This is a genomic window from Pseudomonas sp. SZ57 (genome assembly GCF_009495975.1).
Classification (GTDB): Bacteria; Pseudomonadota; Gammaproteobacteria; order Pseudomonadales; family Pseudomonadaceae; genus Aquipseudomonas; species Aquipseudomonas syringae.
This window is the reverse complement of the sequence record NZ_WIBD01000028.1, coordinates 57,358-81,492: the sequence shown is the minus strand read 5'-3', so window position 1 is coordinate 81,492 and position 24,135 is coordinate 57,358. Positions and strand designations below refer to the sequence as shown.

Genomic DNA, 24,135 nt, shown 5'->3' with positions numbered 1-24,135 from the left:
TGGAATGGAGACTCTCAATGAGTGCTGTAATGACGCCCACAGAATTCAATGACTACAAGGTTGCCGATATTTCCCTGGCCGCCTGGGGCCGCCGCGAAACCATCATCGCCGAATCCGAAATGCCTGCCCTGATGGGTCTGCGTCGCAAATACGCTGGTGATCAGCCGCTGAAAGGCGCGAAGATTCTCGGCTGCATCCACATGACCATTCAGACCGCCGTACTGATCGAAACCCTGGTTGCCCTGGGTGCCGAAGTTCGCTGGTCGTCGTGCAACATTTTCTCCACTCAGGACCAGGCTGCTGCGGCCATCGCTGCTGCCGGCATTCCTGTGTTCGCCTGGAAAGGCGAAACCGAAGAAGAGTACGAGTGGTGCATCGAGCAGACCATCCTCAAGGATGGCCAGCCATGGGACGCCAACATGATCCTCGACGACGGCGGCGACCTGACCGAGATCATTCACAAGAAATACCCGGCGATGCTGGACAAGATCCACGGCGTCACCGAAGAAACCACCACTGGCGTGCACCGCCTGCTGGACATGCTGGCCAAGGGCGAGCTGAAAATCCCGGCCATCAACGTCAATGACTCGGTGACCAAGAGCAAGAACGACAACAAGTACGGCTGCCGTCACAGCCTGAACGACGCCATCAAGCGCGGCACCGACCACTTGCTGTCCGGCAAGCAGGCGCTGGTGATCGGCTACGGTGACGTGGGCAAGGGCTCGGCTCAGTCCCTGCGTCAGGAAGGCATGATCGTCAAAGTGACCGAAGTCGACCCGATCTGCGCCATGCAGGCCTGCATGGACGGTTTCGAGCTGGTTTCGCCGTTCATCGACGGTGAAAACGACGGCACCGAAGCGAGCATCGACAAGGCCCTGCTGGGCAAGATCGACCTGATCGTGACCACCACCGGTAACGTCAACGTTTGCGACTCCAACATGCTCAAAGCGCTGAAAAAGCGTGCTGTGGTGTGCAACATCGGTCACTTCGACAACGAAATCGACACCGCTTTCATGCGCAAGAACTGGGCATGGGAAGAAGTGAAGCCACAGGTTCACAAGATCCATCGTACCGGCCCAGGTTCGTTCGACGCACAGAACGACGACTACCTGATTCTGCTGGCCGAAGGCCGTCTGGTAAACCTGGGCAACGCCACTGGCCACCCAAGCCGCATCATGGATGGCTCGTTCGCCAACCAGGTTCTGGCGCAGATCTTCCTCTTCGAGCAGAAGTACGCCGACCTGGCACCGGCCAAGAAAGCCGAGCGTCTGACCGTTGAAGTACTGCCGAAGAAACTCGACGAAGAAGTGGCCCTGGAAATGGTCCGCGGCTTCGGTGGCGTTGTGACCAAGCTGACCAAGACCCAGGCCGATTACATCGGCGTGACCGTCGAAGGCCCGTTCAAGCCAGACGCTTATCGCTATTGATAGATAGCTGCAAGCGATAAGCTTCAAGCTGCAAGCAAGTGCATTTCTCTTGTTTGCAGCTTGAGCTTGACGCTCGTTTCTTTATCGTTATTACACAGCCGTGAGCGGTAAGCATGAGGCTGCGGAGCCAGGCATACAGCCCTCTTGCAGCTTGTAGCTTGCAGCTAAAAGCTGGAGGCCTCCTCCCCCATGTCTCAAGAACGCCGCTTCAGCTTCGAGTTCTTTCCTACCAAAACCGACGCTGGACACGAAAAGCTGCTGACCGTCGCTCGTCAGTTGGCCACGTACAACCCCGATTTTTTCTCCTGCACCTATGGTGCCGGTGGCTCGACCCGCGACCGCACGCTCAATACCGTGCTACAGCTGGAAAACGAGATCAAAGTCCCTGCTGCGCCGCATTTGTCCTGCGTGGGCGACAGCAAGGACGACCTGCGCAACCTGTTGGCGCAGTACAAGGATGCGGGCATCAAACGCATCGTGGCACTGCGCGGCGACCTGCCTTCGGGCATGGGCATGGCCAGCGGTGAGCTGCGTCACGCCAATGACCTGGTGAGCTTCATTCGCCAGGAAAGCGGCAGCCACTTCCACATCGAAGTTGCCGCCTACCCGGAAATGCATCCGCAGGCGCGCAATTTCGAAGACGACCTCAAGCACTTCGTCAACAAGGCCAATGCCGGCGCCGACAGTGCGATCACTCAGTACTTCTTCAACGCCGACAGCTATTTCAACTTCGTCGAGCGTGTCGAGAAGATGGGCGTCAGCATTCCGATCGTGCCGGGCATCATGCCGATCACCAACTACAGCAAGCTGGCGCGTTTCTCGGATGCCTGCGGTGCGGAGATCCCGCGCTGGATCCGTAAACAGCTGGAGGCCTATGGCGATGACGTGCAAAGCATCCAGGCGTTCGGCGAAGAAGTCATCACGCAGATGTGCGAACGACTGCTGCAAGGCGGCGCCCCCGGTCTGCACTTCTACACGCTGAACCAGGCGGAACCGAGCCTGGCGGTGTGGAACAACCTGCAACTGCCACGCTGAAAACGGCTGCGGCACCGCGATCCAACCGGCAGTTTCCGGGGGATCGCGGCCTCATACACCGTTGGGCAGCAGGAAAGCGGCGTATTGCGCTCGCTCTGTTATACTCCAGCCTTTCCGCCAGGCTTACGCCCGGACGCCCGGTCTTGCAATCGTCATCCGTTCACGCCAACAGCGCAATTTTCATCAAGCGCAGACGTCACGGAATGCACTGAAGACCCGGCAGGACCGGACGGGATCGCGTTGTCTTTACACGCCATTCGCGCCAGGCAAGACATCCCTTGAGCTTAAGCTCCAACAGAACAGGATTACTCATGTCCTTTGCTTCCCTCGGTCTCTCCGAGGCTTTAGTCCGCGCCATCGAGGCAGCGGGCTATACCCAGCCTACCCCCGTGCAACAGCGGGCCATTCCCGCCGTGTTGCAAGGTCGCGACCTGATGGTTGCGGCACAGACCGGTACTGGTAAAACCGGTGGTTTCGCCCTCCCTATTCTGGAGCGGCTGTTTCCCAATGGTGTTCCGGACAAATCCCAGCGTCACGGCCCGCGTCAACCACGCGTTCTGGTCCTGACCCCGACCCGCGAACTGGCCGCACAGGTGCACGAGAGCTTCAAGCTCTATGCCCGCGACCTGAAATTCGTCAGCGCCTGCATCTTCGGCGGCGTCGGCATGAACCCTCAGGTTCAGGCCATGTCCCGTGGTGTGGACGTCCTGGTGGCCTGCCCTGGCCGCCTGCTCGACCTGGCCGGTCAAGGCAGTGTCGACCTGTCCCACGTCGAAATCCTGGTGCTCGATGAAGCAGACCGGATGCTCGACATGGGCTTCGTGCATGACGTCAAGAAGGTCCTCGCGCGGCTGCCGGCCAAGCGTCAGAACCTGCTGTTCTCGGCTACCTTCTCCAATGACATCACGTCGTTGGCTGGCAAGCTGCTGCACAACCCCGAGCGCATCGAAGTCACGCCGCCGAACACCACGGTCGAGCGTATCGAGCAACGGGTTTTCCGCCTGGCAGCCAACCACAAGCGTTCGCTGCTGGCGCACCTGATTACCGTCGGTGCCTGGGAACAGGTGCTGGTCTTCACCCGCACCAAGCACGGCGCCAACCGTCTGGCCGAGTACCTGGACAAGCATGGCCTTGCGGCTGTCGCGATCCACGGCAACAAGAGCCAGAACGCCCGGACCAAGGCACTGGCCGACTTCAAGGCAGGTGATGTACGCATCATGGTCGCGACCGATATCGCCGCACGCGGCCTGGATATCGATCAGTTGCCGCATGTCGTCAACTTCGAGCTGCCCAACGTCGACGAAGACTACGTTCACCGTATCGGTCGTACCGGCCGCGCCGGTCGCTCCGGTGAAGCCATTTCGCTGGTTGCGCCGGACGAAGAGAAGCTGCTCAAAAGCATCGAGCGCATGACCAAGCAGAAGATCGCCGACGGCGACCTGATGGGCTTCGACATCACTGCAGTCGAGGCTGAGAAGCCTGAAGTGCGTGAGCGTCCGGATGTTCGCAACTCGCGTGGCGCACGTCCTGCACGTGGCGATGGCGACAAGAACAACGGTGGTCGTCGCGACAAGGGCAAGGATAAAGGCAAGGAAAAACCTGCTGCTGCCTCCGCCACTGGCGAACGCCCTGCAAGGCAGCCACGCGAAAAAAAACCTCGTGAGGGCACGCCTCGCAGCGAACAGCGTGCATCGCAACCCGCCACACCGCGTCCGGCAGCCGATCGTGCCCCTGACGAGTTCCGTGACGATGAAGTAGACAACTTCGGCAACCGCGCTGACTACGTCAGTCCTTATCAGGGCAAAGGCCAGAACCGTGGTCGTCGCCCTGCTGCCGCGCCTGGCGCAGCCGCACCGGCCGCTGGCGGCGCTGCTCGCCCGGCCAATCCGGGTCGCCCTGCCGGTGGTGCGCGCAACGGCTCCGGCAGTGGCGCGCCAAAGCGCAACGGCTCGGGCTCATCGGCACCCCGCTCGCGTGATGGTCAGCCACGTGGCCGTCGCCCGGCACGTGAAGAGCAACCCTTGCCACGTGAAGGTCAGGAGCCAGTCGCACGCGCACCCCGCGACGGCCAGCCTCAGCCGAAGATCGTGCACAAGGAATCCAAGATCGACCGCTTCCCGTCTGCCGAGCAACTGGACCAGTTGCCAAGCCGTCCACGCGGTGAAAAACCGGCCCTGCTGACCCGCAACCGCGACAGCTGACAGCAACGCAACACTAAAAACGCCCCGACCTGTTCGGGGCGTTTTTGTTTGTTGTATCGATGATCGTCGTGCGAGATGATCGCTCCCGCACTCTGCGTATACTTAAATCTGTTTTTGATTCTGGCCGAAGGCCGTAGGAGCGACCGGGGCGGCGATCCGCATTGTTCGCGAAGGCTTCAGCTCAGACGATGCATTTTCGGTGAATATACAGGCCCTTTCGCGAACAAGCGAAGCGTCGCCCGGTCCGCTCCCACGCCCTGCGGGCAGAAACCTGAAAGCGCCGTCCTCCGAGCTTTTCAGGGCTTGTATATGAAGATAAGCGCTCCGCGTAGTAGCGCAGCCTTGGACGCTCTGCGTTCGATCCTGGGCAGCACCAACAAAAACGCCGACCCAAGGGTCGGCGTTCTGTCGATCAAGCGTGCAATTACTTCTTCTGTACGCCTTCGAAGCTGATGTCCAGATCCAGCGTCTGCGACGTCGGGCCTGGGCCCTTGATGCCGAAGTCGTTCAGGTTCAGCGTCGAAGTACCGTTGAAGCCGGCACGGTAGCCGCCCCACGGATCCTTGCCTTCGCCGTTGAAGGTTGCCTTGATGACGATTGGCTTGGTCACGCCGTGCAGGGTCAGGTCGCCAGTGACGTCAGCCGTTTTCTCGCCAGTCGATTTGACAGCGGTGGAAACGAATTTGGCTTGCGGGTATTTGCCAACGTCCAGGAAATCCTTGCTGGAGATGTGCTTGTCGCGCTCGGCGTGGTTGGTGAACAGGCTGGCGGTTTTCAGATCGACATTGATTTTGCTGGCTTCAGGCTTGGCAGCGTCGAAGCTGAACGTGCCGCTCCAGTCCTTGAAGGTACCGTGGATGAAGCTGTAACCCAGGTGGCTGATCTTGAAGTCAACGAATGCGTGTTGACCTTCCTTGTCGATAACGTAGTCGGCAGCCATGGCCTGGCCAGCAGACAACAGTGCGGTACCCAGAGCCAGAGCGGCGAGAGACTTCTTCAACATGCTTTTCTTCCCGTTTTTGGTTGAACAATCAATTACGACCCAGCATACGCTTGAGGGTCACATCGCGATCGATGAAGTGGTGTTTCAATGCAGCAAGACCATGGAGCCCCGCGAATATCACGATGACCCAGGCCAGATACAGGTGAATCCAGCCAGCCGTTTCTGCCTGATCAGGAAGGCCCGAAACCAGCGCGGGCACATCGAACAGGCCGAATATCGGAATCCCCACGCCGTCGGCGGTGGAAATGAGATACCCGGCGAACATCACGGCAAACAGTGCGACGTACAAAAACAGATGGCCGAATGCGGCACCGATGCGCGTCAACTTACTGTAGCTGGTCAACGGCGGCGGTGGCGGACTAAGCAGACGCCAGACCACGCGGATCAACATGACCGCAAACAGCGTGATGCCGATGCTCTTGTGCAGATCAGGGCCCGCCTTGCGCCATGTATCGTAGTAATCCAGCCCGACCATCCACAGCCCCAGCGCAAACATTCCAAACACGACAGCAGCCACACCCCAGTGCAGCACCATGCTGACCAGACCGTAGCGAGAGGATGAATTACGTAGCTGCATTACCAGTACCTTGTCAGAAGTGTTACCAGACTAGCTTTTTATCTATCGAATGAAAGCTCAAAATTTCGCTCGGACGTATCGAACAATACGATAGGTCTGGTGGGCAGTTCGTACCTCGATTCTGTTGCTTCCCTCAACACCTGAACCTCTGTTCAGCGGTGTCAGGCTGTCCGCGCTGCAGCAGCATCCCGATAATTTGCCGTCAGTAACACGTTGTAATGACCATCGGCCTTTCGATACCGATGAACGGCACGATCAGGCCCGGCAAGGGCTATCACAGGGATAGAACGAATCGAGCGCGCATAAAAAAAGGGATGCGGTATGAACCGCATCCCTTTCAGTCAGCCATCGGACGGTCAGTTATTGGCGTCTGCAGGCGAGGCGTCAGCAGGGGTCTTGGCTGGAGCCGGTTTGCTCTGAGCCTTTTTCGCGGCCTCTTTTTTCGCCGCTTCCTTCTTCGCAGCCTCTTTTTTAGCCGCTTCTTTCCTGGCCGCTTCCTTGCTCTGCACTTTCTTCGCAGGCTCGGCCTTGGTCGCTGGTTTCTTCGCTGGCTCGGCTTTTACCGGCGGTTTGGCAGGCTGGACAGCCGGCGCAACCACGGGTGCCGGAGCGGCAGCCGGTACAGGCGCTGGAGCAGGCTCTACAGCTTTCTCTACCGGAGCAGGTGCCGGAGCCGGTTGTTCACCGCCACCGAACAGGCGCGAGAAGAAGCCTGGTTTGTCAGTCTGCGGCTTGGCAGGTTCAGCTGGCTTGTCGGAGGAACCACCGAACAGATTGCTGAAGAAATTACCTTCGGACTTCTGCGAAGCAGGGGCCGGTGCTTTCGGCGGTGCAACCTTGACCGGTTCGAACGACTTGCCAGCGGCCAGATCCTGCACCTGACCGGCTGCACGCTGACCACTGCGCAGGGCGCCTTCCAGAGTGCCGGGGTACAAGGTGTCGGTGTGCTCGCCAGCAAAGGCTACACGCAGAATCGGCCGTTCCCACAGGCGCCAGTATTTGCTGATCTGACCGGGGCCGAACGCCAGGTAAGAACCGCCGGTGGACGGATCGACGCTGTAGCGGCGGATTTCATAGCCGGTGTACGCACCGCGTGCCTCAGGGTAGAACGCATGCAGACGGATCAGCACCTGATCGACCATCTGCTTGTCACCGAAGGCCTGCATGATGCGCGCGTTGTCGCCAGACAGGTTGATGACCACGTTGGCGCCACCTTTAAGCGCCGGCTCTACCCACAACATGCCCAGACCGGTGTTACTGAACACTTCACCGGACATGCGCGCCTTGCTGTCCCAGACCGGAGTCTTGAACTTGAGCATGATCTGGTCGCGCCAGCCGTAGTTGGTGCTCTTGATCGCGCCCATGTGCTGCGCGTCCAGTGCAGGCGTCATCTGGATCTTGCCCAGCGAACGCAACGGCACGGCCATCACTACGTAATCCGCGGTATAGCTGGTCGCGCCAGCCTTGACCGTGACCTTGTCCTTCTCCTGAATGACTGCCGTCACCGGCGAGTTGGTCTTGACGGTCTTGAGTTGCTTGACGAACGCCTGGGTCAGCACCGCACTGCCACCGGGCAGGCGTGCAGCACGCAAGTCACGCTCGTCGACCGAACGATACACCCGCGATTGCTGGGCGAGGTACAGCAGCGACAGGCGCGAAGGCTCGTCGTAGCGGGTACGGATCTGCTGATTGATCAACTGACGCGCCGTGACAGGCAGGTTCAGGCGGTCCAGCCAGTTGGCGACGTTGATCTGGTCGAGCGCAAACAGCGTGCTGTTGGACGCCGGGTTTTCCGGGTCATCAACCGAACGCGCGAGGTTATCCAGCGTGTCGTTGTAGCGCTTGATGGCTTCGGCGGTCGCCGGCTGTTTGACGGCCAGGTCAGCCTGGGTGAAGTACACGCCGTCGATCAGGTAGCTGGGCGTGCGCACGAATTCAGGCGCAGGCACGGTAGGCAGCTTGAAGCTGTCCAGGTAGCGGTTCAGCACAGGCTGAGCCTTGGTGTTGCCGATCCACTCGCTGGTCGCCAGACCGGAGCGTCCGCCCAGACTCGGCTTGGCTTCCAGCACCGTCACCTGCCAGCCTTTGGCCTGCAGTTCGTAGGCGGCAGTCAAACCTGCCAGACCACCACCGACGACAATGGCGGTTCGTTGTTTTTCATCGGCGAGCGTCGAAACGCTGACCAACCCTGCCACTATCAGCGCACACGCGCGCAGCCAACCAGAAAGCATTCGGCGAACTCCAGAAAACATAGGGAAGATAGGGCAAGTCAGCCCGACACATCGACTCGCTGCGCAGGATACGCGAGCCATCAAATAGCCGCCAGCAATGTCCATCGGCCGTTAAAACTGCATCAAAGGTTGTTCCGCAGCCGGGCATTGCATAGGCTTGCGCGATTGTTCGTCCTCGCATCAGGCGAGTCGCTACCCGGAGATTGAAAATGGGCCTCAATGACCAGTGGATGCAACGTGACCTGAAGGTCCTGTGGCACCCCTGCACCCAGATGAAAGACCACGAAAATCTGCCGTTGATACCGATCAAGCGTGGTGAAGGCGTATGGCTTGAAGACTTCGAGGGCAAGCGTTATCTGGACGCTGTCAGCTCCTGGTGGGTCAACGTTTTCGGACACGCCAACCCGCGCATCAATCAGCGCATCAAGGACCAGGTCGACCAGCTCGAGCACGTGATCCTCGCCGGCTTCAGCCATCAGCCGGTGATCGAGCTGTCCGAACGGCTGGTCAAGCTCACGCCTGACGGCCTGACCCGCTGCTTCTACGCCGATAACGGCTCATCGTGCATCGAAGTCGCGCTGAAAATGAGCTTTCACTACTGGCTCAATCGCGGCCAGCCGGACAAGAAACGCTTCGTCACCCTGACCAACAGCTACCACGGCGAGACCATGGCGGCGATGTCGGTCGGTGACGTGCCGCTGTTCACCGAAACCTACAAGGCGCTGCTGCTCGACACCATCAAGGTGCCGAGCCCCGATTGCTACCACCGCCCGGACGGCATGAGCTGGGAAGAGCATTCGCGCAACATGTTCGCCGCCATGGAGCAGACCCTCTCCGAGCACCACGCCAGCGTCGCGGCAGTGATCGTCGAACCGCTGATCCAGGGCGCGGGCGGCATGCGCATGTATCACCCGATCTACCTCAAGCTGCTGCGCGACGCCTGCGACCGCTATGGCGTGCACTTGATCCACGATGAAATCGCTGTCGGTTTCGGCCGTACCGGAACCATGTTCGCCTGTGAACAGGCCGGCATTCGTCCGGACTTCCTGTGCCTGTCCAAGGCGCTGACCGGTGGCTACCTGCCGCTGGCCGCCTGCCTGACCACCGATGATGTGTACGACGCGTTCTACGACGACTACCCGACCCTGCGTGCGTTTCTGCACTCGCACAGTTACACCGGCAACCCGCTGGCCTGTGCGGCGGCGCTGGCGACCCTGGATATCTTCGAGCAGGACAACGTCATCGAGAACAACAAGGCCCTGGCGCAACGCATGGCGACGGCCACTGCGCATCTGGTCGATCACCCGCACGTCGCGGAAGTGCGTCAGACCGGCATGGCCATCGCCATCGAAATGGTTCAGGACAAGGCCACCAAGACCGCCTACCCGTGGCAGGAACGCCGCGGCATGAAAGTCTTCCAGCACGCACTGGAGCGTGGCGCACTGCTGCGGCCGCTGGGCAGTGTGGTGTATTTCCTGCCGCCGTATGTGATCACGCCGGAGCAGATCGACTTCCTCGCCGAGGTGGCCAGCGAAGGCATTGATATCGCGACCCGCAGCAGTGTCAGTGTTGCCGTGCGCGAGAACTTTCATCCGGACTTTCGCGATCCGGGTTAAGGGCTAGAACTGAATGCAGCCGGACTGGCGCCTTCGCGAGCAAGCTCGCTCCCACTGGCAGGGGCCTGTCCGGGCGACCTTCGTTTGCTCGCGAATGCGTCATCCCAAAACGAACACTGGAACCGAGACACACCATGAGACTGTCGCGCTTTTTTACTGAAACGCCGCTGAGTCTGGGCGAGCATGAACTGCCTGAGGCCCAGGCGCATTACATCAGCCGCGTGCTGCGCATGACCGAAGGTGACGCGCTGCAACTGTTCGACGGTTCGGGTCAGGAATTTCGCGGCACCTTGCTGGAAGTCGGCAAGAAGCGCGTGCATGTGCAGCTCACTGAAAGCTTCGCGGGCCAGGTAGAGTCAGGCCTGCGCATTCATCTCGGTCAGGGCCTGTCGCGCGGCGAGCGGATGGACTGGGCGATTCAAAAGGCCACCGAGCTGGGCGTCAGCGAAATCACGCCGATTGTCAGCGAACGCTGCGAGGTGCGCCTGAAAGACGAGCGTGCCGAGAAGCGTCAGGCGCACTGGCAGCAGATCGCAATCAGCGCCTGCGAGCAATGTGGCCGCTCCGTGGTGCCAGTGATTCATGCGCCGATGCCGCTGACCGAGTGGATCAAGCACACCGAGGCCGACCTGAAACTGGTCCTGCACCCGGTGGCCGAACCCCTGACCAGCCATGACAAGCCCGCCAGCCTGGCCTTTCTGATCGGTCCGGAAGGCGGTCTGAACGACGCGGAAGTCGCCCAGGCGCAAGACGCCGGCTTCCACGCCGCACGCCTCGGCCCGCGCGTGCTGCGCACTGAAACCGCTCCCGTGGTCGCGCTCAGCGTGGCGCAGCAGTTGTGGGGCGATTTTTGATCGCTGATGATGGTCCCCACGCTCATGCGCTCATCGTTATACACAAGTCCTGATGGGCTTCTGCCCGGAGGGCGTAGGAGCGAACTTGTTCGCGAAGACAGTAGTTCAGGCGATGCATTTTCGACGAATATACTGGCCCTTTCGCGAACAATGCGGATCGCCGCCCCGGTCGCTCCTACGGCCTTCGGCCAGAATCAGAAGCAGACTTGCGTATAACGCAGAGCGCTGGAGCGCGGGAACGAGAGTCAGATCCCCATCGCCCTTCCTCACAGCACATAAAAACAAATCGCCACGAAGTGCATCAAACTGCCGCCGATGACGAACAGGTGCCAGATGCCGTGAAAGTGGCGGATCTGGTCGTAGGCGAAGAACAGGATGCCGACGGTGTACAGCACGCCGCCTCCGGCCAGCCAGATAAAACCCGATACACCGAGCGCAGCCAGCAGTGGCTTGACGGCCACCAGCACGATCCAGCCCATCACCGCATAGATCACGATGGACATGATGCGCGCTTCGGAGCGCGGTTTTATCTCTTGCAGGATGCCGATCAGCGCCAGCCCCCAGACAATTCCGAACAGGGTCCAGCCCCATGCACCGCGTAATGTCACCAGACAAAACGGGGTGTAGCTGCCGGCAATCATCAGGTAGATCGAAAAATGGTCGACCTTCTGCATGATCGATTTCGAGCGTCCCTTGACGCTGTGGTAGACCGTCGAGACGCTGTACAGCGTCACCAGACACACTCCATAAATGGCCATGCTGACCACTTTCCAGACATCACCATGCAGACACGCCATGACCAATAACCAGATCGCACCGACGGCCGCCAGTACGGCGCCGACCAGGTGCGACCAGGCGTTGAATTTTTCTCCGTAGTACATCCGCTCAATACCTCTCTTAATGGCGAAAACACTGGAAACAGAGACTCCGGCTTATTGAAACAAACCGCAACACCTGTGTCAGTGACGGATATTTTAAGCAGCTATCGACGCATGAGTTGTGCACAATCAGCGCACTTCAACCACAAGCGCCACGACATGCAGATCGATGACGAACTGACGCTCAAGAAAATGGAAATATTCCTCGCCTTCATGCGCACCGGCAATCTGGCGCGGGCGGCTGAGGAGCTGCAGACCAGTAACGTCAGCGTGCACCGCGCCATTCATTCGCTGGAAAGCGCGCTGCGTTGCCCGTTGTTCAAGCACGAGGGACGCAACCTGACGCCGCTGGAAAGCGCGTATGTGCTGGAAGAACGTGCACAGAAACTGGTCCAGGATGTGCTGGCCACGGTAGAGCTGACGCGTCAGGCAGCAGGCTTCTCAGCGGCGCGGTTTCGGCTGGGGGCGTTGTATTCGTTGACGGTCAAGACGGTGCCGCAGTTGATCATGGGCCTGAAGATCCGCCGCAGCGAGCTGAATATCGACCTGATTCTGGGCTCGAACATGGACCTGCTCTACAAGCTCAAGAACATGGAAGTCGATGCGATGCTGGTGTCGCTGGATGAAAGCACCCATGACCCGGACTGCGAGCACCTGGCGCTGTTTTCCGATGACATCTTTCTCGCCGTCCCCATCGACTCACCGTTCGCCGAACACTCTGAAGTGGACCTGGGCGACCTGCGCGAAGCGACGTTCATCACCCTGACCCAAGGCTTCGCCACGCACCGCGACGGAATCAGGGTATTTCAGCAGGCCGGTTTCGAGCCCAAGGTGGCGATGCAGGTCAATGACATCTTCACCCTGCTGAGTATGGTCAGCTCCGGCGTCGGCTATGCACTGCTGCCGGGAAGAATCGCCGCGGTCTATGAAAACCGCGTGCGCCTGATCCCGTTGCAGAGCCGCTACCGGATGCAGCAACACATCGGCATTGTTTTTCTCAAGTCCAAACAGCGCGATCCCAACCTGCTCGCGCTGTTGGCCGAGTGCCGGATGTACACCAACCGGCTGCTGGAACAGACGACCTGACCTAGCCGACGATGGCGCGCACGATGAAGTACAGCACCGATGGCCCGAGCAGGCAGCCCAGACCGGTGTGGAACGTGGCGGTCAGCGCGCCATAAGGCACCAGACGCCGGTCGGTTGCTGCCAGCCCTGCGGTAACGCCGCTGACAGTACCCGCCAGACCACCGAAAACCATCGCCGAGCGCGGATTGTCCAGCCCCATCCAGCGCGCCGCCATGGGCGTGCCGACCATCACCAGAATTGCCTTGATCAGGCCGGTGGCAATCGATAGCGCCATCACATCGGAGGTGGCACCCAGCGCAGCACCGGTCACCGGGCCGACAATGTAGGTTACTGCCCCGGCACCGATGGTGGTCATGCTGATCGCGTCCCGATAACCGAATACCCAGGCAATGCTCGCGCCGACGATAAACGGCAGAATTGTGCCCAACAGCAAGGCTATGGCCCCGATCAGTCCGGCCTTGCGCGCTTCGGTGGCCTGCACTTCAAACGCCGTCGCCACGATAGCGAAGTCACGCAGCATCGCCCCGCCCATCAGGCCGATACCGGAAAACAACGTGATATCCGCCAGCCCTTTCTGGCCGCCGGTCAAGGTGCCGCCGACCCAGGCCAGAATCAGCCCGATGACAATCGCAATGGCCGAACCATGCACCCGGCCGAACGTCAGCCGTTTGGACAGCACCACAGACACCCACATGATGATGCCGACGAAAGCGAAAGCGGTGATCAGGCCGTTGTGTTCAAGTCCCTTCTCGATGAGGTCCCACATATCAGCGACCTCCGGCCGGGGCGATTTCAGGCGTCAGCAGCGGCTCTTCCTTGGGTAACGGCTCACCGCGATTAGTGCGGCTGATCACTGCGATGGTGCAGGCACACAGCACCACCGAACCCACAGCGGCCAACACCGCCACCGGCCCGCCCTTGAGTGCGGTTACCACGTTTTGTTGTGCGGCCATCGCCACCACCACCGGGATGTACAACGCACCCCAGAAGCCGACACCCATTTCGCAGTCCTTGCTCATGCCGCCGTGTTTTTCCATCCACAGGCGCGCGCAGATCAACAGGATCATGGCGATCCCGACCCCGCCCACATTGGATTTCACGCCCAGCAGAACGCCGAGCATATCGCCGAGAATCACGCCCGCAAGCGTGCAGATGGCCAGTAGTGCAACACCGTAGATAATCATTGTTGTTATTCCTCTGTTTGCATTGCTGAAGTTGTTGTTTTTGTCCTTCGTAGCAGCTGCACGGCGGCTCTATAGGGTGCGGCGACCCTCCTCGCGCGACAGCGCGACCAGGCTGTCCAGACGCGCAGCCTGAAAAGCCAGCGCGGTGCCCTGCTGGAACACCTTGCGCGCCAGCCCGGTCAGCACGCTGCCGGGCGGCAATTCGATGTGCAGGCGCACGCCCCGCTCCCAGGCGGTTTCCACGGTGCTGCGCCAGTCGATGACCCGACACATGTTGAACGCCAGGTCTTCACGCAGCTTCTCGGCATTCAACACAGGTCGCGCCGTGCTGCCGCTCAGGTAACGTATCGCGGGTGCCTGCAGCGCAACGCTCGAAAAGGCCTCGGCCAGTTGTTGCGCGGGGGCGTCCAGCAAGGCGCAATGCGACGGCACGCTGACGGCAAGACGCTTGACCGCTGCCGCGCCGGCGGCCTTGGCCAGTTGACCGACCTGATGCATCGCCTCGGCACTGCCGGAGATCACCATCTGGTTGTCGGCGTTAATATTGGCGAGAAATACCGGTGTCTTCGCGCTGTGTACCTGCGCGATCAGCGCTTCTACCCGCGTCTGGTCCAGACCGATGAGCGCGGTCATGCCGTAACCCTGCGGCCAGGCGCTTTGCATCAGCTCGCCACGCAGCGCGACCAGGCGCACGGCGTCGTCAAAGGCCAGCGCACCCGAAATCACCGCTGCCGGATAAGCACCGATGGACAGCCCTGCCAGGTAGTCCGGCACGCAATCACGCGCCTGCAGCACGCGCGCGCATGCGACGCCCGCGATCAACAGGCAAAGCTGAACGGCACGGGTGGCTTGCAGTGCCTCGTCGGTGTCCAGCGCAAGCACGTCTTCGCCCAGCGCATCGGCGGCTTCCTGCAGGCAGTCGCGCACCGCAGCATCGTCCGGCAACTGATGCAGCATGCCGGCTTGCTGCGCGCCCTGGCCGGGAAATACCCACAGGCTGCTCATGCGCGCACCTGACCCAGGTGCCATGGGTCTGCAACCAGCCGCGCGCCGGTGGCGGTCTTGAGCAGCACCCGCCCCGTTGGCCGCGCCCACTCACGCAGCGCCACGGCACCCTGCTCGAGTTGCAGCTGGACGTCGACCCGGCAGACCGAGGTTTCCAGCGCCTCGACCAGCTCGGCGGCACAGCGGCGACCCAGGCGTCCCGGGGTGCGCAGGATCAGGTCCAGATCGCTGTCCTGATGCAACGCCGCAATACCGCTGGCCAGCTCGAATCCGGCACTGCCGCCCACGCCCCAGTCCAGCTCCAGCGCCTCCATGACCGGACGGATCTGGCGCAACGCATGCAACGCCGGCCATTGCTGATGACTCTCGGTCGGGACGTCGATCAACTGCTCGGGCATGACCCTTCGGCAGACGTCGGCCAACGGCATGCTCGCGGCATAGCGCTGCTCCCGACTGCGACCACGCAAACCCACAGCCACCTGTCCAGCGGGCATTGCCTGACGCCGGACCACCACCGGGTGCCCTGCAAGCACGGCGTCGACCGCCCATTTGGGCGCATCGTCCGCCAACGCAGTCAGCGGCATGCCCCACAACAAATCGTGGGGCAGCACTGCGCCAGTGTTGCTGATCACCATTGCGCCCGCAGCAACTGGCGCACATTGGCCGACGCCGCACGGTTGCTGGCGCCCAGGCGACTGCTCAGATCGACGCCGCGGGCCTGCACGTCCTTGATCGCCCTGCTCAGCACATGGCGCACCTGGGTGAGATCATCGGCAGCGGGCTGTTCGATCTGGCTGACCGCCAGGGTTTCCCACAGCAGACCGAGACTGGCGTAGCTGTCGATGTCGTAAGCCATCGGCGGAATGCTGGCGGCGAGCTTTTCCAGATCCTCGACGCTGCGCAGGGTTACGCGGGCTGCCGAGGCCTTGCCCATCGCATGCACCATCACGCCGGGATCACGTAGCGCGATCAATCGATTGGCCTGATAGCCGTGGGCCAGGAATGCGCCGGACATCGCTTTGCCGACCAGCAGGCCGATCACCGGGTGCCCGGCCAGACGTGCTCGCGCGTAACTGTCCACGGCCCCGGCCAATGCCTGATGGATACCGAGCGCTTCCTCGCGACGCCCGTAGGCCTGGCTCGGGACGTCGACGATGGCAATCAGTGCGCGCTTTTCGGCGCGGTCGCGATCCTGCTCGATGGCCTCGTCCACCGCCTTGGCCAGGCCCCAGCCTTCCAGCAGGCCGACTTCGCCCTGACGCGCCCGGGGAAAGCGGTTGTCGGTATCGGCAATCACGGCAACGAAACGCACCGCCTGCTCGCAGAGAAAACCATCGGCCACCTTGAGTGAGGCAGGCAGGCCAGTGACTTCACGGGCGCCTGCGCTCAAGGCGTTGAACCAGTTCAAACCCCGCTGTGAATGACTCATGACCGGGCTCCTTGATAGAGGGTGCGCACGCTTTGCGGATCGATTTGCGGCTCAGTGTCGAGGCTGGCCAGGCGTTGCAGGAACAGTGGGTACTGACTGCTGCGATGCGTGTCGGGCACGCCCTGCTTGAGCCAGCCGCTGACCTGCTGGCGGATATCGGCGACATCGTCGGCAGCAAAACCATCCACCAGCGCGCTGGCAAAGCGTTGCTCGCCACCGGTAAGGCTCCAGATGAACGGACGGTCGCGGGAGTCGTATTCTTCGATGCCGGCTTCCTGCTCGATCACCTGCGGACCGTTCAGGCCCAGACGCGCTTCCTGGGTCACCAGCAGGTAACTGCACAGCCCCGCGGCGATGGACATCCCGCCAAAACAGCCGACGCTCCCGGCCACCACGCCAATCACTGGCTGGTACTGACGCAGGTCGACTATCGCGGCATGAATCTCGGCAATCGCGGCCAGGCCCAGATTGGCTTCCTGCAAACGCACGCCACCGGTTTCCAGCAGCACGATCGCGGCGGTGGGAATGCCGTTGCGGTTGTCTTCGGCGGCCAGCTCCAGCGCACCAGCCATTTTCGCGCCGCCGACTTCGCCCATGCTGCCGCCCTGAAAAGAACCTTCGATGGCGGCGATAACCACTGGCCGACCATCGACAGTGCCTTTGGCGACCACCACGCCATCATCCGCCTGGGGCACCACGCCCTGCATGGCCAGCCACGGCGACATGACCCGATCGAACGGCCCGAGCAATTCGCGGAAGCTGCCGGCATCCAGCAAGGCACGGGCGCGCTGTCGGGCACCCAGTTCGATGAAACTGTGCTGATTCAGCAAACGTGCGTTATCAGTCATGGCCGATCTCCTCGAAGCCTTGCTCCAGGCGCAAACGCACGACGCCGGGCGTCGCGCCGAAGTCATGAATATCGATGCTCAGCGCAGGCGGGGTCTGACCGTCGAACATGCGTTCGAACAGGTGCTGCCAGCGCAGCGCGGCACCGTTGACCGACGTCACTACCTGAATCGACAAGGTGCCCGGTTTGCCGGGTTCAAGCAGCACCTCCAGATCACCGGAGCCCACCACACCCACCAGCGCACGGCCCTTGGGCGGCTGTCCGGCAGGAAATTCAAAAGACAGGGTTTCCATTTCAGGCACTCCTCGAAACAGGGCCGAGCGCAGGCTCAAGGCCATCGATGAACAGGCAGGCAGCCAGCAGATCCGCCGCGCCACCGGGCGAAGCATTGAGGGCCAGCAGGTGCTGATCCAGCGCGTTCAGTGCGCGGCGGCCCGCCAGACTGGCGCTGCCTCCGGCGTCCAGCACGCGCTGTGCGCCTTGCTGCATGGCGTTCAGCCCTTCGATGCCGGCGCGATGCAGCACGCAGGTGTCGTCCAGCGTAGTCATGATTGCCAGCAGCGCATCCAGCCGGGCGTTCTGCTCGCCGCTGCCTGCCGCACGGCTGCGCCGCAGTTGCGGCAAGGCGAACAGCCTGACCGCCGGGAAACCCTGCTGTGCCTGCTCTCTGGCGCCCATGACGCCGTAACGACGAACCACCTGATCACCGTGGCTGTTTTGCCTGAGCACCTGGCGGTCCTTGATCTGGGCCAGAGCGGCAGCGCGCGCGCAGATGACATCGGGCGCGCATTCCTGAGGATCCAGCGCGGCAGCGGTCACCAGCAGGCCCAGCGCCCAGATCGCGCCGCGATGCGTATTCACCCCGCTGGTGGTGCGCAGCATCGTGGCTTCGCCTTCACGGCCAAGCCTGCCCAATGCCTCACGCAATGGCTGGCCCACGACAGCGAACTGCGTGGCGGCGTCGGCCATCCACTTGAAAGTCGGCCACAACGACAGCGCCGAAGAATGCATCAACCCCAGGTGCAGGTCGCTGTGCGCGCCGCTGCCACGCCGGTCCACCAGAGCCGGTTTGGGCGACAGGTCGGCTTCGTCGATCAAGGCATCGACCGCCAGATCGGCCAGTCGCTCGGCCAGCGAGGCCGATTGCGGTGTCCATTGAAGTGCGCTCATTACCAGCTCCTGAATTTGGCGGGCGGGTTGTAGAGGCCACCGGACCACTGAACCAGGTCGGCAATGCTCTTGGCGGCCAGCAGTTCACGGCTGGCGTCGGTGCGACGAATGCCGAGGTCTTCGGGCAACGCGATCAGCCCTTCACGGCGCATGCGTGCGGTGTCCTTGGGGTTATGGCGCAAGCCGATCACGGTCACGCCCGCCACTGCCGCAATCATCGCCTGGCGTTCCTCAAGGCTGCGCGCCTTGTAGAGGTAGGCGATGCCTTCTTCCGTCAGCAGGTGGGTCACGTCGTCGCCGTAGATCATGATCGGTGCCAGCGGCATGCCGCTTTTCTTCGCCACCTCGACGGCGTCCAGGGTTTCGACGAAGGTCGGTTTGCCACCCTCCTGGAACGTCTCGACCATCTGCACCACCAGTTTCTTGCCGCGCTCCAGGTAGGCCGCCGGGCCGTCATCGTGCTGCTGACGCATGTCGAGCCAGGCGGGCGTGGCATGACGCCGGCCGCGTGGGTCGTGGCCCATGTTCGGCGCGCCACCAAAACCGGCCAGACGACCACGGGTGACCGTCGAGGAATGCCCGTCGCCATCGACCTGCAAGGTTGCGCCGATGAACAGGTCCACCGCGTACTGCCCGGCCAGCTGGCAGAGCTGGCGGTTGGAACGCAGCGAGCCGTCGCGTCCGGTGAAGAACACATCCGGGCGCGCGGCGATGTAGTTCTCCATGCCCAGTTCGGTGCCGAAACAATGCACGCTCTCGACCCAGCCGCTTTCGATGGCCGGGATCAACGTCGGGTGCGGATTGAGTGTCCAGTTGCGACAGATCTTGCCCTTCAGGCCCAGCGACTCGCCGTAGGTCGGCAGAATCAGCTCAATGGCGGCGGTATTGAAACCAATGCCGTGGTTTAGCGACTGGACGTTGTGTTTCTCGTAGATACCGCGAATCGCCATCATCGCCATCAGCACATGCACCGGCTTGATATGGCGCGGGTCGCGGGTGAACAGCGGTTCGATATAGAACGGCTTGTCGGCGACCACCACAAAGTCGACCCATGAGGCCGGGATGTCCACGCGTGGCAGCTCGCTGACGTCATCGACCAGTTGGTTGACCTGGACGATGACGATGCCGTCGCTGAATGCCGCCGGTTCGATGAGTGCGGGGGTGTCTTCGGTGCTGGGCCCGGTGTAGATGTTGCCGGCGCGGTCGGCCATGAAGCCTGCTGCCAGCACCACATTGGGGATGAGGTCCACCACCAGCCGTGAATAGAGTTCGATGTAGGTGTGGATCGCACCGATTTCCAGCAGGCCGTCTTCCAGCAACTGACTGATGCGCAGGCTTTGCGTACCGGCAAACGAGAAGTCCAGCTTGCGCGCAATGCCTTGCTCGAACAGGTCCAGGTGCTCGGCGCGGCCGACGCTCGGCATGATCATGTGCAGGTCATGCACCTTGCCCGGATCGACTTTGGCCAGCGCGCGGGAGAGGAAGTCCGCCTGCTTCTGGTTGTTGCCTTCAAGCACCACGCGGTCGCCGGAAACCAGCAGGGCCTCCAGCGCCGCGACGATTTTGTCGGTCGGCAACACCACACCGTCGGCCAACGCCCGCACTTGCTCCAGACGCCGCTGCTTCTCGCTGCGACGACGTGTCCAGCGTGCGTCGGGGGAAGTTGTTGTTGTCATGATCGCTCCACGATTTTGCTGTCGTCGGCCACCATAGGAGCGATAGCGGTCGAGCATCAATCAAGCAGCGCGTCGAATCATTACGGCTGGAGTAACGATAGGGCAACGGATGTTTCGCCGGGCGCGTCATTGCGCGTGCAACATGCTCGAAACGCCCGGCTGGTAATTGCGTAGGACCGCTCTTTAAAGGGCCAGGGGAGCTATCGGAATCCGTGTTTGCGCCTAGCCTTGAGGTTTTCCGTAACCCAGAGGCAGTAGCGCGATGTCATTTATAGTCAGGGAAGGCGATATCACCACCACACGCGGCTTCGTGCTGGCCGCATCGGCAAGCGAAGTCATCGAACGGCGCCGTGTGGCGCGCATGGGAGACCCGGTGTGGTGCCCGGCCTGCAAGCAGATTGGCTTCATCGCTCAGGGCAACCCCACCTACATCGACGAACTCGTGGCGGTCGCCACTCAGGGGCATGAGGTGCAGTGTGGCTGCGAGCCCGGCAGCAATACGCTGACCACCTCGCAGGAGCATGTCCGGGCCGACATGGACGCGACCATCACCATCCCCGAAGAACTGGCCAACACTGCCCGCCAGAATGCCGAACACCTGGCCCGTTCGATGAAGGACGGCAGCTTCACGCCTGATGTATTGAGGCCGCTGACGTAGCAAGAGTTACGCGGTAGAACGCACGTCAAAGGGCTTAGGAGCGAACCGGGTGTTTGCGGTGCCCTGCAGGAGCGGACTTGTCCGCGAAGAGGCCGGCACAGTCGATGGATTTTCTGCGTCAGGATATAGCCTTCGCGAACAAGGCGGATCGCTGACCCGATCGCTCCTGCGGGTGTTTGCGGTGTCCTGTAGGAGCGGACTTGTCCGCGAAGAGGGCGTTACAGTCGATGGATTTTATGCGTCAGGAATATAGCCTTCGCGAACAAGTTCGCTCCTACGGCCTTCGGCCAGAATCAAGAACGGACTTCTGCATGACGAGCCTTCGCGAACAAGGCGGATCGCAGCCCCGGTCGCTCCTGCGGCCTTCGGCCAGAATCAAGAGCGGACTTGCGTATGACGATTGCTCTCACCGTGGCCCATCACGGATGGGCGTTGGTCTCGAGCAAGTGATGCAGTTCCACGAACTGTTGCGTCAGTTTGTGCCGTGGGTCGAGGTGGATCAGCGGCAGGTTGGCCTGATGCGACTCGCGCATTTTTACCGAGGCGTTGAGGTACACCGGCAGCACCGGCAAGCCTTCGGCAATCAGTTCGTCGAGCATTTGCTGCGGCAGGCTGGCCCTGGGCTGGAACTGGTTGACGATGATGCCTTCCACCTGAAGACCTTCGTTGTGGTCCTCTTTCAATTCTTCGATCTCGCGCATCAGCCCGTACAGCGCCTGTCGCGAGAAGCTGTCGCAGTCAAAAGGGATCAGCACCCGATCAGACGCGATCAACGCCGAAACCGCATAAAAATTCAGCGCTGGCGGCGTATCCAGATAGATACGCTCGTAATCTTCGCTCAACTCGTCGAGCAGTTTGCGCAGCTTGTTGATCTTGTGCTTGGCCTCGAGCTTGGGCTGCAGGTCAGCAAGCTCTGCAGTCGCCGTGACCACATGCAGGTTGTCGAACGGTGTTTCGTAGATATCGACATGGTTCTTCTTGGCGACCGGGGAGCCGGACAGCGTGTTCTTGAAGAACTCGGCAATCCCCATCGGAATATCCTGACCGGTGAGGCCGGTGAGGTACTGAGTCGAGTTGGCCTGGGCATCGAGATCGATCAATAACGTCCGATAGCCTTCGTGAGCGCTGACTGCAGCCAGATTGCAGGCGATGCTCGATTTGCCGACACCGCCCTTCTGATTGAATACCACGCGACGCATGCTTTGGATTCCTTGAAAGATGAAGAAACAGCAGCAGTGGCCGATAACGACCGTAAGAGGAGGTCGATTCTAGACAGCACATATGACAACGGTGAGCTTAACGCAAAACAGTTGCCAGCCGGTTGTCATACAGAAAAACGACTTCAACCTTAAAATACACGCCTGTAAACGGTTTTTATGTAACAAATTTGCTAGTAATGAGCCCCATCAGGATAATGCGCGCACTCGGTCAATTACCGCACCCAGGCTGATATCGACCTGATATCGATGTAGCGAGAAACAAGCCCGCAGGGGCGGGAAGAGAAGCCTTGATCACCTTCAACATTGCACGATGGCAAGCCTGGGCGCCGGGCCTGGCGAGCGCGGAAGACTGGCAGAGATGGAGCCTCGATCCGACGTTGCTGGAAACCAGTGACGCAGCGCCAGACGTGTCTTTTCTTCCTGCGATGCAACGCCGCCGCCTGGGCCGTATGGCAAGAATGGCGTTTGCCGTCGGTTGGCCATTGACTGAAGGGCTGGAGCGCGTCCCGCTGGTGTTTGTCTCGCGCCACGGAGAGACCCCGAGGACCTTTGAAATCCTGCGTGATCTGGCCGCCAGCGAGCCGCTTTCACCGACCCAGTTCAGCCTTTCAGTGCATAACGCCGTCATTGGTCTGTGGTCGATCATGCGCGGTGAAACAAGTGAGATGACAGCCCTGGCCGCCACAGGCGACGGGCTGGAGTATGGAGCATTCGAGGCCGCAGCGTTGCTGGCCGAGGGAGCAGAAGCAGTATTGCTTGTGGTGACTGAAGAACAGCCACCGCAAGCCTATGCCCAATGGATTGATGACGTGCCCTTTCCCTACGCGGTCGGCTTGCTGCTGACGCCGGGGAATGAGTGGCAACTGTCTCTGAACACCGATACGCAAGGCACCAAGCGCACTCAGTGGCCTCACGCCCTGAACCTGCTGCGGGCCTTGCACACTGATCAATCCGTCTGCCTGCACCCCTGGAATAACCGGTTATGGAACTGGCAACGCAGTCACTGAAGAAAGGTCGGGACGCCTATTACTGGCGTCTGCTGGCAACAGGCATCAGCTTTGCCCTGTTCGGGTTGAGCGGTTTATGCCTGCGGTTGTTCGTTTTTCCAGTCTTGAGTTGCCTGCCTGGCAGTGTGGCCAGCCATCAGCGTCGCGCGCGGCGGACCATCAGCCGCCTGTTCTGGCTGTTCATCCGCATCATGGCGCGCATGCGTGTGCTGACCTACGACGTGCAAGGCGCCGAAAAGCTTGGCCGCCCCGGGCAGATGATCATCGCCAACCACCCGTCACTGATCGATGTGGTGTTCCTGATCGGGCTGGTGCGTGACGCCAACTGCGTCGTCAAACGCAGCCTGTGGGAGAACCCGTTCACCCGCGGCCCTGTGCGCTCCACCGGTTACATCAGCAACGATGGCAGCATGGACATGCTCGACGCCGCCGTAGAGCGCCTGCAAAGCGGCCAGACACTGATCATCTTCCCGGAAGGCACGCGCACCCAGCCAGGTCAGCCGCCGGTCTTTCACCGCGGCGCGGCAGCCATTGCGCTGCGTGGCGCAAGCGTCATCACCCCGGTGACGATCAAGGTCCAGCCGACCACCCTGACCAAGGCCGAGCCCTGGTATCGCATTCCGCAACGCCGCGTGCACTTCACTTTGCGCGTCGGTGCCGATATAGACCCAACCGCCTTCAGTGCGCTAGGCCCACCGCCCCTGGCGTCCCGCAAGCTCAACGATTACCTGCATGACTATTTCACCAAGGAGCTCGCCTCAGATGAGCGATCTGCACCAGGACATTAAATTGTTGATCATCGATGCCCTGGGCCTCGAAGACATCACCCCGGAAGATATCGGCAACGATATGACGCTGTTTGGCGAAGGACTGGGACTGGACTCGGTGGATGCACTCGAATTGGGCCTGGCCATCCAGAAGCGTTATGGCATCAGGATCGATGCCGATGCAAAGGACACCCGTAACCATTTCGCCAGCGTCGACAGCCTTGCGGCCTTCGTCAGCGCCAGACAACCGGCCTGAGAATTGAA

24 protein-coding genes are annotated in these 24,135 nt (G+C 61.1%); 10 read left to right on the top strand and 14 right to left on the bottom strand.

The window, feature by feature from the left end; genetic code table 11:
* Positions 1-17 precede the first annotated feature (17 nt).
* From ahcY to GE543_RS22650, 3 genes are all read left to right on the top strand, one after another.
* Positions 18-1,427 (top strand): adenosylhomocysteinase, encoded by a 1,410-nt coding sequence (ahcY, locus tag GE543_RS22660; RefSeq protein WP_153222429.1) that lies wholly within the window; start codon positions 18-20, stop codon positions 1,425-1,427.
* A 189-nt stretch (positions 1,428-1,616) separates the two neighbouring features.
* Positions 1,617-2,462: a methylenetetrahydrofolate reductase [NAD(P)H] gene (gene metF, locus GE543_RS22655; RefSeq protein ID WP_003346344.1), complete on the top strand. Its 846-nt coding sequence runs from the start codon at positions 1,617-1,619 to the stop codon at positions 2,460-2,462.
* A 311-nt stretch (positions 2,463-2,773) separates the two neighbouring features.
* The gene (locus tag GE543_RS22650) at positions 2,774-4,663 is read left to right on the top strand and encodes a DEAD/DEAH box helicase (RefSeq protein WP_003316710.1); all 1,890 of its coding nucleotides are present in this window, start codon (positions 2,774-2,776) and stop codon (positions 4,661-4,663) included.
* 424 nt (positions 4,664-5,087) lie between these two features.
* Here GE543_RS22650 and GE543_RS22645 read toward each other — a convergent pair whose 3' ends face one another.
* The 3 genes from GE543_RS22645 to GE543_RS22635 form a co-directional block, all read right to left on the bottom strand.
* Positions 5,088-5,666: a YceI family protein gene (locus tag GE543_RS22645; protein WP_153222428.1), complete on the bottom strand. Its 579-nt coding sequence runs from the start codon at positions 5,664-5,666 to the stop codon at positions 5,088-5,090.
* Positions 5,667-5,694: 28 nt separating this feature from the next.
* Entirely contained in the window at positions 5,695-6,243 is a 549-nt protein-coding gene (locus tag GE543_RS22640; RefSeq protein WP_011266415.1) for a cytochrome b, read from the bottom strand.
* A gap of 356 nt (positions 6,244-6,599) precedes the next feature.
* Positions 6,600-8,474, bottom strand: coding sequence for a flavin monoamine oxidase family protein (locus GE543_RS22635; RefSeq protein WP_153222427.1), 1,875 nt, complete (start codon positions 8,472-8,474; stop codon positions 6,600-6,602).
* A 209-nt stretch (positions 8,475-8,683) separates the two neighbouring features.
* On the opposite strand from GE543_RS22635, the gene GE543_RS22630 reads away from it, so the two are divergent.
* Positions 8,684-10,090, top strand: coding sequence for an adenosylmethionine--8-amino-7-oxononanoate transaminase (locus GE543_RS22630; RefSeq protein WP_046236020.1), 1,407 nt, complete (start codon positions 8,684-8,686; stop codon positions 10,088-10,090).
* A gap of 134 nt (positions 10,091-10,224) precedes the next feature.
* The gene (locus GE543_RS22625) at positions 10,225-10,944 is read left to right on the top strand and encodes a 16S rRNA (uracil(1498)-N(3))-methyltransferase (RefSeq protein WP_153222426.1); all 720 of its coding nucleotides are present in this window, start codon (positions 10,225-10,227) and stop codon (positions 10,942-10,944) included.
* Positions 10,945-11,210: 266 nt separating this feature from the next.
* Here GE543_RS22625 and GE543_RS22620 read toward each other — a convergent pair whose 3' ends face one another.
* On the bottom strand, positions 11,211-11,825 hold the full coding sequence (locus tag GE543_RS22620; RefSeq protein ID WP_003414317.1) for a hemolysin III family protein: 615 nt from the start codon (positions 11,823-11,825) through the stop codon (positions 11,211-11,213).
* A 156-nt stretch (positions 11,826-11,981) separates the two neighbouring features.
* Between GE543_RS22620 and GE543_RS22615 the strand changes: the two genes are divergently transcribed.
* Positions 11,982-12,908, top strand: coding sequence for a LysR substrate-binding domain-containing protein (locus tag GE543_RS22615; RefSeq protein ID WP_153222470.1), 927 nt, complete (start codon positions 11,982-11,984; stop codon positions 12,906-12,908).
* A gap of 1 nt (position 12,909) precedes the next feature.
* Here the strand turns inward: GE543_RS22615 and madM are convergent, their stop codons facing one another.
* The 9 genes from madM to mdcA all read right to left on the bottom strand — a co-directional run bounded on the left by madM (position 12,910) and on the right by mdcA (position 20,219).
* Positions 12,910-13,674: a malonate transporter subunit MadM gene (madM, locus tag GE543_RS22610; protein WP_004409324.1), complete on the bottom strand. Its 765-nt coding sequence runs from the start codon at positions 13,672-13,674 to the stop codon at positions 12,910-12,912.
* Between the two features lies 1 nt (position 13,675).
* Complete coding sequence (madL, locus tag GE543_RS22605; protein ID WP_003366092.1) at positions 13,676-14,092, bottom strand: malonate transporter subunit MadL; 417 nt, start codon at positions 14,090-14,092, stop codon at positions 13,676-13,678.
* A gap of 69 nt (positions 14,093-14,161) precedes the next feature.
* Positions 14,162-15,097 carry a malonate decarboxylase subunit epsilon gene (mdcH, locus tag GE543_RS22600; protein ID WP_153222425.1) on the bottom strand — a complete coding sequence of 312 codons (936 nt, stop codon included), beginning with the start codon at positions 15,095-15,097 and terminating at the stop codon, positions 14,162-14,164.
* Positions 15,094-15,732, bottom strand: a complete 639-nt coding sequence (locus tag GE543_RS22595) for a malonate decarboxylase holo-ACP synthase (protein ID WP_153222424.1) — start codon at positions 15,730-15,732, stop codon at positions 15,094-15,096. Before GE543_RS22595 ends, mdcH begins: the two co-directional genes overlap by 4 nt.
* Positions 15,726-16,526 (bottom strand): biotin-independent malonate decarboxylase subunit gamma, encoded by an 801-nt coding sequence (mdcE, locus tag GE543_RS22590; protein ID WP_153222423.1) that lies wholly within the window; start codon positions 16,524-16,526, stop codon positions 15,726-15,728. Before mdcE ends, GE543_RS22595 begins: the two co-directional genes overlap by 7 nt.
* Positions 16,523-17,374: a biotin-independent malonate decarboxylase subunit beta gene (locus tag GE543_RS22585; RefSeq protein WP_003414310.1), complete on the bottom strand. Its 852-nt coding sequence runs from the start codon at positions 17,372-17,374 to the stop codon at positions 16,523-16,525. Before GE543_RS22585 ends, mdcE begins: the two co-directional genes overlap by 4 nt.
* The gene (locus tag GE543_RS22580) at positions 17,367-17,666 is read right to left on the bottom strand and encodes a malonate decarboxylase subunit delta (protein WP_003346322.1); all 300 of its coding nucleotides are present in this window, start codon (positions 17,664-17,666) and stop codon (positions 17,367-17,369) included. The genes GE543_RS22585 and GE543_RS22580 overlap by 8 nt, the downstream gene beginning before the upstream one ends.
* 1 nt (position 17,667) lies before the next feature.
* On the bottom strand, positions 17,668-18,543 hold the full coding sequence (locus GE543_RS22575; protein ID WP_153222422.1) for a triphosphoribosyl-dephospho-CoA synthase: 876 nt from the start codon (positions 18,541-18,543) through the stop codon (positions 17,668-17,670).
* Positions 18,543-20,219: a malonate decarboxylase subunit alpha gene (gene mdcA, locus GE543_RS22570; RefSeq protein ID WP_046237743.1), complete on the bottom strand. Its 1,677-nt coding sequence runs from the start codon at positions 20,217-20,219 to the stop codon at positions 18,543-18,545. The genes GE543_RS22575 and mdcA overlap by 1 nt, the downstream gene beginning before the upstream one ends.
* 262 nt (positions 20,220-20,481) lie before the next feature.
* Between mdcA and GE543_RS22565 the strand changes: the two genes are divergently transcribed.
* Complete coding sequence (locus GE543_RS22565) at positions 20,482-20,877, top strand: PAAR domain-containing protein (protein WP_153222421.1); 396 nt, start codon at positions 20,482-20,484, stop codon at positions 20,875-20,877.
* A gap of 419 nt (positions 20,878-21,296) precedes the next feature.
* Here GE543_RS22565 and GE543_RS22560 read toward each other — a convergent pair whose 3' ends face one another.
* Positions 21,297-22,076, bottom strand: coding sequence for a ParA family protein (locus tag GE543_RS22560; protein WP_003304810.1), 780 nt, complete (start codon positions 22,074-22,076; stop codon positions 21,297-21,299).
* 308 nt (positions 22,077-22,384) lie between these two features.
* Between GE543_RS22560 and GE543_RS22555 the strand changes: the two genes are divergently transcribed.
* From GE543_RS22555 to GE543_RS22545, 3 genes are read left to right on the top strand one after another with little or no spacing between them, the layout of a single operon-like run.
* On the top strand, positions 22,385-23,104 hold the full coding sequence (locus tag GE543_RS22555; RefSeq protein WP_003414301.1) for a beta-ketoacyl synthase chain length factor: 720 nt from the start codon (positions 22,385-22,387) through the stop codon (positions 23,102-23,104).
* Complete coding sequence (locus tag GE543_RS22550) at positions 23,080-23,892, top strand: 1-acyl-sn-glycerol-3-phosphate acyltransferase (protein WP_004409308.1); 813 nt, start codon at positions 23,080-23,082, stop codon at positions 23,890-23,892. The genes GE543_RS22555 and GE543_RS22550 overlap by 25 nt, the downstream gene beginning before the upstream one ends.
* Positions 23,867-24,127: a phosphopantetheine-binding protein gene (locus GE543_RS22545; protein ID WP_003316688.1), complete on the top strand. Its 261-nt coding sequence runs from the start codon at positions 23,867-23,869 to the stop codon at positions 24,125-24,127. Before GE543_RS22550 ends, GE543_RS22545 begins: the two co-directional genes overlap by 26 nt.
* Positions 24,128-24,135: the final 8 nt, after the last annotated feature.